General features: G+C 34.8%; 11 protein-coding genes. 7 read left to right on the top strand and 4 right to left on the bottom strand.

Features of this window, described 5'->3' with window-relative positions; genetic code table 11:
- Positions 1 to 52 precede the first annotated feature (52 nt).
- Together EKL95_RS14150 and EKL95_RS14145 are read right to left on the bottom strand one after the other, a co-directional pair.
- The gene (locus tag EKL95_RS14150; RefSeq protein WP_126564473.1) at positions 53 to 529 is read right to left on the bottom strand and encodes a hypothetical protein; all 477 of its coding nucleotides are present in this window, start codon (positions 527 to 529) and stop codon (positions 53 to 55) included.
- A 105-nt stretch (positions 530 to 634) separates the two neighbouring features.
- A complete protein-coding gene (locus EKL95_RS14145) occupies positions 635 to 1,897 on the bottom strand; it encodes an aminotransferase class I/II-fold pyridoxal phosphate-dependent enzyme (protein ID WP_126460222.1) in 1,263 nt (420 codons plus the stop codon).
- A 283-nt stretch (positions 1,898 to 2,180) separates the two neighbouring features.
- On the opposite strand from EKL95_RS14145, the gene EKL95_RS14140 reads away from it, so the two are divergent.
- The gene (locus EKL95_RS14140) at positions 2,181 to 2,945 is read left to right on the top strand and encodes an NYN domain-containing protein (RefSeq protein WP_126454595.1); all 765 of its coding nucleotides are present in this window, start codon (positions 2,181 to 2,183) and stop codon (positions 2,943 to 2,945) included.
- Here EKL95_RS14140 and EKL95_RS14135 read toward each other — a convergent pair.
- Entirely contained in the window at positions 2,938 to 5,313 is a 2,376-nt protein-coding gene (locus tag EKL95_RS14135; RefSeq protein WP_126564472.1) for a hybrid sensor histidine kinase/response regulator, read from the bottom strand. The two genes, EKL95_RS14140 and EKL95_RS14135, sit on opposite strands and share 8 nt — an antisense overlap.
- Before the next feature lie 494 nt (positions 5,314 to 5,807).
- On the opposite strand from EKL95_RS14135, the gene trmD reads away from it, so the two are divergent.
- The 6 genes from trmD to EKL95_RS14105 all read left to right on the top strand — a co-directional run bounded on the left by trmD (position 5,808) and on the right by EKL95_RS14105 (position 12,782).
- The gene (gene trmD / locus EKL95_RS14130) at positions 5,808 to 6,485 is read left to right on the top strand and encodes a tRNA (guanosine(37)-N1)-methyltransferase TrmD (RefSeq protein WP_126460215.1); all 678 of its coding nucleotides are present in this window, start codon (positions 5,808 to 5,810) and stop codon (positions 6,483 to 6,485) included.
- A 169-nt stretch (positions 6,486 to 6,654) separates the two neighbouring features.
- A complete protein-coding gene (gene rplS / locus EKL95_RS14125) occupies positions 6,655 to 7,005 on the top strand; it encodes a 50S ribosomal protein L19 (RefSeq protein ID WP_126454599.1) in 351 nt (116 codons plus the stop codon).
- A 290-nt stretch (positions 7,006 to 7,295) separates the two neighbouring features.
- The gene (locus tag EKL95_RS14120; protein ID WP_126460212.1) at positions 7,296 to 8,519 is read left to right on the top strand and encodes an isocitrate dehydrogenase (NADP(+)); all 1,224 of its coding nucleotides are present in this window, start codon (positions 7,296 to 7,298) and stop codon (positions 8,517 to 8,519) included.
- A gap of 142 nt (positions 8,520 to 8,661) precedes the next feature.
- Positions 8,662 to 11,043 carry a TonB-dependent receptor gene (locus EKL95_RS14115; RefSeq protein ID WP_126460209.1) on the top strand — a complete coding sequence of 794 codons (2,382 nt, stop codon included), beginning with the start codon at positions 8,662 to 8,664 and terminating at the stop codon, positions 11,041 to 11,043.
- A gap of 40 nt (positions 11,044 to 11,083) precedes the next feature.
- The gene (locus EKL95_RS14110) at positions 11,084 to 11,905 is read left to right on the top strand and encodes a DUF4249 domain-containing protein (RefSeq protein ID WP_126564471.1); all 822 of its coding nucleotides are present in this window, start codon (positions 11,084 to 11,086) and stop codon (positions 11,903 to 11,905) included.
- A 214-nt stretch (positions 11,906 to 12,119) separates the two neighbouring features.
- Positions 12,120 to 12,782 carry a thiamine diphosphokinase gene (locus EKL95_RS14105; RefSeq protein ID WP_126564470.1) on the top strand — a complete coding sequence of 221 codons (663 nt, stop codon included), beginning with the start codon at positions 12,120 to 12,122 and terminating at the stop codon, positions 12,780 to 12,782.
- Between the two features lie 5 nt (positions 12,783 to 12,787).
- Here the strand turns inward: EKL95_RS14105 and EKL95_RS14100 are convergent, their stop codons facing one another.
- Positions 12,788 to 13,651 carry an alpha/beta fold hydrolase gene (locus EKL95_RS14100; RefSeq protein ID WP_126460200.1) on the bottom strand — a complete coding sequence of 288 codons (864 nt, stop codon included), beginning with the start codon at positions 13,649 to 13,651 and terminating at the stop codon, positions 12,788 to 12,790.
- Between the last annotated feature and the right edge of the window lie 46 nt (positions 13,652 to 13,697).

The raw sequence follows: 13,697 nt of genomic DNA, 5'->3' as shown, positions 1-13,697 counted from the left end.
AATTTTTAGTTTTAAATGCCTGCATGCTAAATTCTTAAAAGGAAATTATAAATCAAAGGATACAATTTACTTTTGACAACACCACACTTACATTAAATTTTAATTGCTTTCTATCTTTAAACGTTACTTTTCCTTTATTATCAACCACATCACCATAACCTTCCACATAAGTATTCCCTTTTTTTAAGAAAACAACTTGCCGTACAGTCATAAGCCCTTCGGACATGAAGGTATACGCTGCATAAAGCGTATCTCCTTTTATTTCTCCTACTAATGTCCCATTATTTTTATCTTTTTCATAGAAATTATACCTTAATTTTCCTGAAACATATTGCTCATTTTCTATTTTCAAAATCATAGAAATGGTATCATTCTTTATAACGCCGGTGTAACATTCTTCCAGAATAGACTCTTTAACATCCTTTTCTATAGAAACATTTGGACTTGCGGCTTCTTCCAGCTGTTTACTTTTATGACATGAAATTAAAAAACTAAAAAAAATGACACCCAATACAATCCCTTTTTTCATACCCTTTGTTTTTTGTTGTATAAAGATATCACTTCTTTTTAAGTATAAAAAAAATCCATCCTGCTAAAGAAAGCAGGATGGATTAGAATAACTTATTTTATAAGACTAAGCGTCTAAATCAACTTTTGTTTTACTTGCAATCTCTTTATAGGTTCCATTTACTAATTTTTCACGAATGGCTTCAAAAGCAACTAGTGTTTCCTCAATATCTGATAATTCATGTGAGGTTGTAGGTATCATTCTCAATAAGATAATTCCTTTTGGAATAACAGGATAAATTACAATCGAAAGGAAAATTCCGTAATTCTCTCTCAAATCGTTCACCATAACCATAGCTTCCGGAACACTGCCTTCTAAATAAACAGGAGTAACACATGTGTTTGTGTCTCCAATATTAAAGTTTCTGGTTCGTAATCCGTTTTGTAATGCATTAACATTCTCCCAAAGTTTGTCTTTCAATTCTGGGTGATTACGCAACAATTCCAATCGTTTCAAAGAACCAATTGTTTGAATCATTGGCAAGGACTTAGCGAACATTTGAGAACGCATGTTGTATTTAAGATAATCGATAATGTCTTTATCCGCAGCTACAAAAGCACCAATATTAGCCATTGATTTAGCAAAAGTGGAAAAATAAACATCAATATCATCCTGAACTCCTTGCTCTTCACCTGCTCCGGCACCTGTTTTTCCAAGTGTTCCAAATCCATGTGCATCATCAACAAGCAAACGGAAATTATATTTTTGTTTCATGTCCACAATCTCTCTCAATTTTCCTTGCTGTCCACGCATTCCAAAAACGCCTTCCGTTATAAAAAGGATTCCTCCTCCAGTTACTTTAGCTAATTTTGTGGCGCGTTGCAGGTTTTTTTCCATACTTGCAAGATCGTTATGACGGTATGTAAAACGTTTTCCCATGTGCAAACGAACACCATCAATAATACAAGCATGTGCATCAACATCATACACAATTACATCATTTTTAGTTACTAATGCATCAATTGTAGACATAATTCCTTGGTAGCCAAAATTCAATAAATATGCTGACTCTTTGCTTACAAAAGCAGCTAATTCATTTTCTAATTGCTCATGATATTTGGTATGTCCACTCATCATTCGGGCTCCCATAGGGTAAGCTGCTCCATATTGTGCAGCCGCATCAGCATCTGCCTTCCGTACTTCCGGGTGATTAGCAAGACCCAAGTAGTCATTTAAACTCCAATTCAAAATATCTTTCCCATCAAACTGCATTCTTGGACCTAACTCACCTTCTAATTTAGGAAAAACAAAATAACCTTCCGCTTGTGAAGCCCATTTTCCTAATGGTCCTTTATTGTTTTGAATCCTTTCGAATAAATCTTTTACCATAATATATTAAGTAATAATTTTAATTTTTAAGAAGTTGCAAAAATAATTATTTATATTTTATAAAGGACTTGAAAACAAATTTATTTTTAGTTTATTACAACGATAATTCCTGACAATTTCCTACTATATGCGATATCTGTTACATTATCTAAAAAAAAATGCTTCATTCCTGCTAATAACACAACAAAAAGTATATCTCACAAAACTTTGAAACGATTTTGATTCAAAATCGTTTTATCAATAAACATTGTATCTTTGAATAAATATTTCAATACTAAAGTTTATGGCACAGGACACAAAAGAGTTAAAATTAGCGGTTCTAATTGATGCTGATAATGTTCCCTACAGCAATGTAAAAGGAATGATGGAAGAAATTGCTAAATTTGGCACACCAACCACCAAACGTATTTATGCTGATTGGACGAAACCTAATGCTGGTGGATGGAAAAGTGTTTTATTAGAGCATGCCATTACGCCTATTCAACAATACAGCTATACTGTAGGAAAAAACTCCTCAGATTCAGCGATGATTATTGACGCAATGGATCTATTATATTCTGACAAAGTGGATGGTTTTTGTATTGTATCCAGTGATTCTGATTTTACCCGTTTAGCAATTAGGCTTAGAGAATCCGGTATGAAAGTAATTGGTATTGGAGAGCAAAAAACGCCCAATTCATTTATTGTTGCCTGTGATCGCTTCATCTATATTGAGGTTCTGGATGGCGCAATCAAGAAAAAAACAAAAAAACCAACGGCCACTGATCCTAAAAAAGTTGCCCCAAAAACGTTGAACAAAATTGATTTGCACACCATTGAATTAATAGAATCAACCATTGAAGACATAGGTGATGACAGTGGATGGGCATTTCTCGGTGACGTAGGAAATCTTATTGTGAAGAAAAAACCAGAGTTTGATCCTAGAAATTATGGCTTTTCTAAATTAACTCCAATGTTGAAATCATTGACCGATATTCTGGAAATTGACGAAAGAGACTCCGATAAAAAAGGAATCAAACACGTTTATGTACGATTGCGATTTAGTTAACTAATTTTTTGATTGCCTCATATAGCACTTCTTTTTTGATTGGTTTAGACAAATAATCATTCATTCCTATTTCCTTAACCCGCTGTTTTGTGGCCTCCATGACATCCGCTGTTACAGCAATAATAGGAATATGACTATTGTGTATACCTGCTGCTCCATTTCTTATTGCAATTGTAGCTTCATAACCATCCATCACTGGCATTTGAAGGTCCATCAGTACAATATCAAATTGATTTTTAATCAATGCCATTATCCCTTCCTGACCATTATTAGCAAACATAACTGTGGTATTCAACCATTTTTTAGTAATCATTTTGATCACCATCTGGTTTATAGGATTGTCTTCAACTACTAAAATGGATTTCCCTTCTAAATCATTTTCAATTCCCATTTTAGCAGTTGTTCCTATGCCTTTTTTTTGTTCAGAGACCTCAAAATCAATCGTCATGACACAGGTGGTTCCCACATTAATCACGCTATCCATTTTAATACTTCCGTTTTGCATATCTACCAATGTTTTCACGATATAAAGTCCTAATCCAAGTCCGCTGAATTTTTTCTTATTATCACTACTCTTTTGATAAAAAGAATCAAAAATACGTTCCCTTTTATCAGGAGAAATCCCCACCCCGGAATCTGAAATGGTCAATATCAAGCTCGCCCTGTTGCCGGGCAATAATTCCGCATCAATAGTAAACTTCACACACCCTTTTAAGGTGAATTTAATGGCATTACTTAATACATTATTAACGATCTGAACCAATCGATTAGCATCTCCAATCAAAAAATCAGGAATATTCTTTGATTTCGAAAATTGAAACTCAAGTCCCTTTTCATTCGCTATATTGATCGCATTATTATTTAAATACTCTAAAACCTGTACGGGATCAAATGGATTGTTTTCCAGTTTTAATTCCCCTTTTTCAATTTTAGAAAAATCAAGAATATCATTGACCGAACTCAATAAACTATACGAAGAATACTTTATGATTTTGCATTTATGTTTGATCGTATCATCTTCAACTTCATTAGAAATTGACTCAATCAAATTCATAATAGCATTCAATGGAGTACGTAATTCATGACTAATATTGGATAAAAAATAAGATTTCAAATCATTCATTTCTTCAGAACGAATCAAAGCAAGACGATTGAGGTTGTCTTTTTCATTTTTAAGATTCCGAATCAAATTAGCCATAGAAAGGGAAAGAAAAATAACTTCCAAACCAGTACCTAATTTAGAGCTGTTATCTGTTAGAAACGAATTGGGAATTTGACTGAAGTTATTGAGAATAAAAATGCCAAAGCCGAGCACCAAAAAGAAAATACCCATTGTAAAAAAACCATCTACATGTATTTTTTTACAATACAGATACACGACAGAACTTATAATCAAGATAAGAATCAGCAATCCCAGCACGTTTGCCAATGGATAACACAAAGCTAAAGCCTTAGGAACAAATAAAATACATACAATTAAAACAAAAGCTAAAAAATAAAGAACAGTAAACAAAAAGTAAAGTATTTTATTATGTTTTTTGATATTCAAAAAAACTTCACTGTATTTGCCCAGCAAAAAACCTGCAATCATCGCAAAAAGCAACACTGCACGAAGCGAAAACCAACCGCCTTTAGGGGTAATTAACTCATAAAAATAACCATCTAAAGAGAACTGCATTAAGCCGATAAAAACAACATATAAACTATAATATAAAAATGCTTTTTGGCGTAAGGCAAAATAGAAGAATAAATAAATAATAGAAACAATGGCCAGAATACCATAGAATATACCAAAAAACAACTGCTCGTTTGAAATCAACTTTATAAAGTTTTCTGAAGAGTACAACATGACCGGCATGTTGACAACTTCACCATCACTTTTTAGATGCAAAAATAATTGCTGCCTCGAATTTGGCAAAATTTTAATCTTAAAAATAGTTTTACGATTATCAAAACTTCGCTCAGAAAAGGGCATATTATCACCGCTTACCATTTTGGTAATTTTCCCCGAAGTGCTATCAATAAAATACAATTCTACTAAATCCGTTATAGGTCTGGCCGTTTCTAAATAATAATTCAAAGTCCGATCACTAGCGTTTATAAGCTCCGTTTTTGACCAAAAATTATTTTGAGAAAAACCTAAATCATCATTTTTAGTTTGAAGTTTTTTAGGATTAAATGAATTAAAGTTGGCAAGAACATAGTGAATATCTAGATTTCTTTGACCGACATCTGCAACTGTAGTGTAATTGTGCAATGAAACTTCTTTGGGTATAGTTCCATTACTGAATTCATATTGAGAAAATGATTTAGTAAAAAACAATACAACTAAAGAAACATAAATCCATTTATCTATTTTTTTACCCATCGCCGCAAACTGTATAATTAAATATTAGTTTATATACGTTGAAAGATAAAGTTTGGTTTTATAACAGGTTTTAAAATTGCTAGCGTTTGATACAAAGAAGTAACTCGTTGGGTTTACTAATTCAAAGCATAATAACCCCCTTCAAATAGAGCTTACAACACACGAATTCAAACGTTCATTTTCAAACGTTCATTTTCAAACCTTTAAACGCAATGTTTAACAAATATTTCCTTTATGATAGCGTTTAGAAAGCACCATAAAAAAATACTGCTGCTTTGTTTGATACAATTATTAATTAAAACATCCTATTTTGACAAACACCTAGCCCAGATTGAAACGGCATCCTTTTCTTGCTTTCTTTAAGCAAGGAAAGATACAGTGTAAAGCTGGAAATAGCTCCTGAAGAAAAGTTTAATCGCTGAATTGGTTAAATGGTTATTTGAAAACCTTGGCATCTTTGTACCTTTGCCCTTTTCAAACTAAGATTTAAAATTATGCGCATTGATATTGTTACTGTTCTGCCAGAATTATTGCGAAGTCCGTTTGAGGCTTCGATCATGAAACGAGCTATTGACAAAGGTCTGGTGGAAGTTCATTTTCATAATCTGCGGGATTACACGACCAACAGACAAAAAAGCGTAGATGATTATCCCTATGGCGGTGGCGCCGGAATGGTGATGACCGTACAGCCTATCGACGCCTGTATTACGCATTTGAAAAGCGAGAGAGCCTACGATGAAATCATTTACATGTCGCCGGACGGGGAAACCCTAAACCAGAAAATGGCCAATACGATGTCAATGTATGAAAATATTATTATCCTTTGCGGACATTATAAAGGAGTAGATCAGCGGGTACGCGATCATTTTATTACCAAGGAAATCTCTATTGGTGATTACGTTTTGAGTGGTGGTGAATTAGGCGCATTAGTATTATCAGATGCATTGATCCGATTGATTCCTGGTGTTTTGAGTGATGAAACCTCCGCATTGACGGATAGTTTTCAGGACGGATTATTATCAGGTCCTATATACACTCGTCCGGCAGATTACAACGGATGGAAAGTTCCGGAGGTTTTGACCAGCGGGAATTTTGCCAAAATTGACAAATGGCGCGAGGATATGGCCTACGAACACACGAAGAACAGACGACCGGATTTGTTGGAAGATTAAAATTTGTTTGAAGTTTAAGGTTTAAAGGTGGCATTCAAGAACTTCTAAACTTTAAACAAGAAAAACTTTAAACTTTAAACTTTTTTATTTACTTTTGCACCCACATTAGCTCAACCTCTGGCGAGATCCGTGAATGTTGACTTAATACAAACCATAATTAAAAAATATCATGGCAGATTTAATGAAATTCGTTCAAGACGAATTTGTAACAAGAAAAGATTTCCCAGTTTTTGCAGCTGGAGATACTATCACTGTTTACTACGAGATTAGAGAGGGTGAAAAAACAAGAACTCAGTTTTTTAAAGGAGTTGTTATTCAAAGAAGAGGTTCTGCTAATACAGAAACGTTCACGATTCGCAAAATGTCAGGTGCTATTGGTGTAGAGCGTATCTTCCCAGTAAACTTACCAGCTTTACAAAAAGTGGAAATCAACAAAAAAGGTGCAGTTCGTAGAGCTAGAATTTTCTACTTCAGAGAACTTACTGGTAAAAAAGCTAAAATTAAAGACAAAAGAAGATAGTCAAATATCTCTTTATTATAAAAGTCCTGACGTTGTCAGGATTTTTTTTTGGTTTAAAGTCAAGCTATTCAATACTATTCTACCAATTTTATTAAAATTGAATGCATTTGAAGCACTTATTTTTTGACAAGAAATAAGGAATATATTTTCCATATTCTTATTTTGACCATCCTAAAGTAATAATTTGACAATTCATTTTAAACAAATGAAAACGCATTTTCTTTTACGATAACGTTTTATTACATTTGTAGCTAAATTTAAAAAATAAGAATTACATATATCAATACATTATGACAAAAATTAAAGTAGCTAATCCGGTAGTTGAATTGGATGGTGACGAAATGACACGAATTATTTGGTCCTTTATCAAGGAAAAATTAATTCTTCCTTATTTAGATTTAGATATTAAATATTACGATTTAGGAATGGAAAGCAGAGATGCTAGTAATGACCAAATCACTATTGACTCTGCTGAGGCAATAAAAAAATACAATGTTGGTATTAAATGTGCCACAATTACTCCTGATGAAGACCGTGTTACCGAATTTGGTTTAAAAAAAATGTGGAAATCTCCAAACGGAACCATCCGTAATATTGTAGGCGGAACCGTTTTCCGTGAACCAATTATCATGAAAAACGTACCTCGTTTAGTACCGGGTTGGACACAGCCTATCGTTATTGGTCGTCATGCTTTTGGAGACCAATACAAAGCTACAGATACTGTTATCAAAGGAAAAGGGAAACTAACAATGACTTTTGTTCCTGAAGAAGGAGAAACTCAAACTTGGGAAGTATACGATTATAAAGGAGACGGAGTCGCAATGGCAATGTACAATACGGATGAAAGTATTTACGGTTTTGCACATTCCTCTTTCCAAATGGCTTTGACAAAAAAATGGCCTTTGTATCTTTCTACAAAAAATACTATTTTGAAAGCCTATGACGGACGTTTCAAAGATATTTTTGAAGAAGTATATCAATCTACCTACAAAGCACAATTCGTTGAAGCAGGAATTGCTTACGAACACCGTTTGATCGATGACATGGTTGCCTCTGCAATGAAATGGAGTGGTGGTTTTGTTTGGGCGTGTAAAAACTATGACGGTGATGTTCAATCTGACACTGTTGCACAAGGTTTTGGTTCGTTAGGATTAATGACTTCAGTATTAGTTACTCCTGATGGAAAAACTCTAGAAGCAGAAGCGGCTCACGGAACAGTTACACGTCACTACAGACAACACCAACAAGGAAAAGCAACATCAACAAACCCAATCGCCTCTATTTTTGCATGGACAAGAGGATTGGAACACAGAGGTAAACTGGACGAAAATCAAGCTTTAATTGATTTTTGTCATACTCTAGAACAAGTATGCATTGATACTGTTGAAAGCGGAAAAATGACTAAAGACTTAGCAATGTTAGTAAAACCAGAAGGGTTGACTGCTGCAGATTACTTGACTACCGAGGCTTTCTTAGCAGCGATACAAGAAAATTTAGATGCTAAACTAGCTTAATTTTTTTACTACATAATATTAAAAAGACAACTGGAAACAGTTGTCTTTTTTTTTACCTTAGCAATACCTTAACGGTTGTTATATGTCAAATACTGTTCTATTTAATGTAATTTGCATTTTTGTATTTAGAAAAATTTAAACAATGACTCCAAAGAAAATTATTCCCTTTTTAGTGGTATTACTATGCTCCTTTTCATGCTTCGCTCAAGAGAAATTTACGCTAAGCGGAACTATTATTGACGCCAACAGCAACGAAACTTTAATAGGCGTCAACATTGTAATCCTTGAACTCAAAACCGGAGTAACTACCAATGAATATGGATTTTACTCCATCACAGTTCCAAAAGGAATCTATAACGTCCAAATCAGTTATTTGGGATTTCAAACCAAGGAAGAGCTAATCGACTTGAGTCAAAACCTAAAAAATAATTTTAATTTATTCAGTGATGAAACCGCCTTGAAAGAAGTTGTTATTACGGATAATGAAACCAAAATAGACATCAAAAAACCCGAAATGAGCGTCAATAAACTCTCCATTTCAGCGATCAAGAAAATGCCCGTTGTGCTGGGCGAAGTCGATGTTTTAAAATCTATTTTATTACTGCCCGGTGTTACAAATGCTGGTGAAGGCGCTTCAGGATTTAATGTTCGTGGTGGCGGTGCCGACCAGAATTTAATTCTGCTCGATGAAGCTACCATATTCAATTCTTCACACGTTTTTGGTTTTTTCTCTGTTTTTAATCCGGATGCCATCAAAGATTTGAAGTTGTACAAAGGCGGAATTCCAGCTCGTTATGGTGGAAGAGCCTCTTCTGTGTTGGATATTTATCAAAAAGACGGCAACAGCAAAAATTTTCATGTCAATGGAGGAATCGGATTGATTTCCAGTCGCATTTTGGCCGAAGGACCATTGGTAAAAGACAAAGGTTCCTTCCTGATTGGTGGCAGAAGTTCCTATGCGCATTTATTCCTGAAGCTATCCGAAAAACAAAAAAACAACTCCGCTTATTTTTATGACCTAAATACCAAGTTGAGTTATAAATTAGATGCAAATAACAGTCTGTATTTATCGGGTTATTTTGGCCGAGATGTCTTCAGCCTGAACAAAAGTTTTACCAATATTTATGGAAACACCACTTTAAACTTGCGCTGGAATCACTTGTTTTCTGAAAAATTATTTTCTAATTTATCGCTCATTTACAGCGATTATTATTACGGTTTGGATTTGGATTTTGTAGGGTTCAAATGGGATTCCGGCATCAAAAATTACAATATCAAATACGATTTCAAGAATTATATTTCAGATATATTCAAATTGAATTACGGAGTAAACGGAATTTATTACGAATTCAATCCGGGAACCATCAAGCCATCTGATACGGACTCCGGAATAAATTTTGCTCAATTGGATAAAAAATATGCTTTTGAACCCGCAGTTTACATCAACGCTGATCACGAAATATCCGACAGAATAGCCCTTTCCTACGGACTTCGATACAGTATATTTTACCGTTTAGGGCAATCTACCGTGAATATTTATGAAAATGACAATCCGGTTCTCTTCAATTCGGAATTACAGATTTATGAAAAAGCAACTCCAATTAACACTGAATTTTACGACAAAAATAAAGTCATCCAAAGCTATAATTATCTGGAACCTCGTTTTTCATTGGCGTACAAAATCAATGACAACCAATCCATAAAAGCAAGTTACAACAGGATGGTGCAGTATTTACAATTAATTTCGAACACCACATCGCCAACTCCACTTGATGTCTGGACGCCAAGCGATAATTTCATTAAACCCCAAATTGCAGATCAGGTGGCTTTGGGTTATTTTAAAAACTTTCAAGAAGGAATGTATTCCCTTGAAGTAGAAACGTATTATAAAGAAGTGCAAAACCGCTTGGATTATATTGATGGTGCTAATTTGATTGCCAATAAAGCCATTGAACAAATAATCCTGAACGGGCAATTACGATCATACGGTTTAGAAATCATGTTCCGAAAAAACGAAGGGAAATTTAATGGCTGGATATCGTATACATTATCCAAATCCGAGCAACAAACTCCTGGAAGAACCTCAATCGAAACCGGAATCAACAACGGCCAATGGTACAATTCCGTATATGACAAACTGCACAATATTGCAATAACCAGTTCCTACAATCTAAATGAAAAATGGTCTTTTGGAGCTAATTTTGCCCTGCAAACTGGGCAACCGGTAACATATCCTGTTGGACAATATGAATACTTAGGCATCAATCTACCCAGTTATGGATTGAGAAATAGAAATCGGCTCCCCGCTTACCACCACCTGGATATTGCCGCTACTTTGACTCCTAAAAGCAATAAAGACCGCCAATGGAAAGGCGAATGGGTTTTTAGCATTTACAATTTGTACAATCGGAAAAATGCCGCTTCTATTAATTTTAGACAAAATACAGATACAGGAATCAATGAAGCTGTAAAAACTTCGATATTTGGTGTAGTTCCAGCGGTGAGCTATAACTTTAAATTTTAAGCTTAGCATTCTACAAGGCAACTAAATAAAAAATAAAATCATGAAAAAAATAACACTATATCTGGTACTTCTCATCGCTATTTTTTCGGCAAGTTGCGAAGATGTTGTCGAAGTAGATTTAGATAATGCTCCACCAAAACTGGTAATTGAAGCAGCAATTAATTGGAAAAAAAGAACTTCGGGAAATCAACAAAAAATAAAACTGACTACAACAACTGGATTTTACGGTACAACTATTCCAAAAGTTTCCGGAGCAACAGTGTCTATAAAAAATAGTGCTAATGTGGTTTTTACTTTTTCGGAAATTGCAAATACCGGCGAATATACTTGCGTTACTTTTATACCGGTAATCAACGAAACCTATACACTGACAGTTATCAGCAATGGCAATACGTATACCGCAACCGATACACTAAAACCCGTTACGCCAATCACAAAAATTGTTCAAAACAATCAAGGCGGTTTTACAGGGACTGACATTGAAATTAAAACATTCTACCAAGATCCAGCGGGTGAAACCAATTATTACCTGTACAAATATGTGTATTCAAACCAAGCAAAATCAAATTTTTATGTTGACCAAGATGAGTTTTTCAACGGAAACGAATTTTTCAGTATGTCACAAAATGACGAGTTAAAAAAAGACGATAAAATTGAAATAATCCACTTCGGAATTTCAAAAGCATACTACAATTACATGAGTGTATTAGTGAGTATTGCAGGAAATAATGGTGGCGGACCGTTTCAATCTCCGCCTGCTACCGTAAGAGGAAACATAATCAACACCACGGATTCGGCTAATTATCCTTTGGGTTATTTCTCCCTTAGCGAAGTTGATGTTAGAAGTTACACGATTGAATAATCAGGAGCTAATCCGGCTGTTCATTACAACCAAAAACAGGCTCTAAACAGTTTTCCAGACCGTATAAGGAGCTTCCTTTGGTCGCTCTTCTACTGCCGGAAAACTAAAGTTTACAACCTGTTTTGGTTTTCATTGCCATCCGGGCTAGTACGTGAGAGATAAAACGAGAACTTTTATTTACTTTTACACCATAATTCATAATTCATAATTCACAATGTCTTCACACCATATCGTTCGCGACGACCAAGAACCTGCTTTAATCATTGCCAATGGCGCTTCCTGTAACCCGGAACTATTGGGTCAATTACTGGAATGGTCACCACTCGTGGTCGTATTAGATTCGGCTATGGTTCGCGTTATGGAACTAGACATCAAAGTCGATGTGCTTTTAGGAGATTTTGACCGAGGATTTGACCCAGAAATTTATAAAACGTCTCAATATCCCATCGAAATAATTCATACTCCGGATCAGAATAAAACCGATTTAGAAAAAGCTTTTGACTATTTAATCGAAAAAAAAATTCCTGCTGTAAACGTCGTTTGGGCCACCGGACGAAGAGCTGATCATACCATAACCAATATTACCAACATTACGAGATATAGAAATTTATTGAAAATTGTCATTCTGGACGATCACTCAAAAGTATTCCTTTTGCCTAAAAAATTCGAAAAATGGTATACGGCAAACACTCCTATTTCATTAATCCCTGTAGGTCACGTCACTGGAATTCATTCTGATAATTTATTTTATCCGCTGAAAGATGATAGTCTGACTATTGGTTACAGAACCGGCAGCAGCAACCACGTCCTCAAAGACGGAATCGTAACAATAGAACATAATGAAGGTGATCTATTAATGATGGAATGCCTGGATTAGTTTTATTACATTTTTAACAATATATTTCTTATAATTTCATAGTAACTCCAAGGAATAAAATGATTCGCTTTTTTGATCGTTATTGCATCGATTGATTTAGCATTGGTAAACTTTTTTTGCATAAAGGCAACATTGCTGTACGGCACCAAAACATCTTTTGTTCCATGAATAATCGTAACCGCACAAGTAATTTTTTTTAGTTCTGGCTCTAAAGCTACCAAATCCTGTTTCAGCCACCACAACTCATCATTAGAAGGACGCAATGCTCCGGGAATCAAATACCGCAAAGGCTTTGCCTTGATAACCGTTCTCCATTTCTCTGGGTTTTCAGCTTTCGGGTCCAATGATCCTGCCAGTATCACCAATCTTTTGTACCAAGAAGGATTATCCGCAGCCAATTGAGCCACAACTGGTCCGCCTACAGAATGCCCAACCAAAATTAGCGGCTTTTTATTATCGGTTTTTTTTATAAACTCAGATATTCTTTGAGATTGCTCCCTTAAATTTTGAGCATCACCAAAATCACTGTATCCAAAACCCGGTCGATCAATCGCAATCATTCGGTATTTTTTCAGCAATAAAGTATCTTTAAGATATTCTTTGAAGGCATTCCAGCTTCCGGGCGAACCGTGTACAAAAAACAATGTCGGATTTTGCGCATTACCCGTTTCTACATAATGTATTTTATAGCCTTCAAAAGCAATTGTTTTATCCTGAAATTCTATTTTTGATGGAGCAAAAAATTTTGATGTCTCTTTATTCGAAAATCGCATCGTCATACAAGACTGACACATTACGATATACAAAAAAATTAAACTGTAAACTATGTATCTCTTTTTGAAATGAAAAGTAGCGGGTATAAAAGTCATACTATTTGTGTGTTTTATAAAAGTAACCGTTTTTATGGTTCTAAAA

Origin of the sequence: Flavobacterium sp. LB2P53, assembly GCF_003970305.1 — a bacterium.
GTDB lineage: Bacteria > Bacteroidota > Bacteroidia > Flavobacteriales > Flavobacteriaceae > Flavobacterium.
This window is presented reverse-complemented; position numbering and strand designations above follow the sequence as displayed.

Bases quoted from the DNA above. Each gene is read 5' to 3' on its own strand.
- EKL95_RS14150 (WP_126564473.1), bottom strand. From the start codon at position 529: ATGAAAAAAGGGATTGTATTGGGTGTCATTTTTTTTAGTTTTTTAATT.
- EKL95_RS14145 (WP_126460222.1), bottom strand. From the start codon at position 1,897: ATGGTAAAAGATTTATTCGAAAGGATTCAAAACAATAAAGGACCATTA.
- EKL95_RS14140 (WP_126454595.1), top strand. From the start codon at position 2,181: ATGGCACAGGACACAAAAGAGTTAAAATTAGCGGTTCTAATTGATGCT.
- EKL95_RS14135 (WP_126564472.1), bottom strand. From the start codon at position 5,313: ATGGGTAAAAAAATAGATAAATGGATTTATGTTTCTTTAGTTGTATTG.
- trmD (WP_126460215.1), top strand. From the start codon at position 5,808: ATGCGCATTGATATTGTTACTGTTCTGCCAGAATTATTGCGAAGTCCG.
- rplS (WP_126454599.1), top strand. From the start codon at position 6,655: ATGGCAGATTTAATGAAATTCGTTCAAGACGAATTTGTAACAAGAAAA.
- EKL95_RS14120 (WP_126460212.1), top strand. From the start codon at position 7,296: ATGACAAAAATTAAAGTAGCTAATCCGGTAGTTGAATTGGATGGTGAC.
- EKL95_RS14115 (WP_126460209.1), top strand. From the start codon at position 8,662: ATGACTCCAAAGAAAATTATTCCCTTTTTAGTGGTATTACTATGCTCC.
- EKL95_RS14110 (WP_126564471.1), top strand. From the start codon at position 11,084: ATGAAAAAAATAACACTATATCTGGTACTTCTCATCGCTATTTTTTCG.
- EKL95_RS14105 (WP_126564470.1), top strand. From the start codon at position 12,120: ATGTCTTCACACCATATCGTTCGCGACGACCAAGAACCTGCTTTAATC.
- EKL95_RS14100 (WP_126460200.1), bottom strand. From the start codon at position 13,651: ATGACTTTTATACCCGCTACTTTTCATTTCAAAAAGAGATACATAGTT.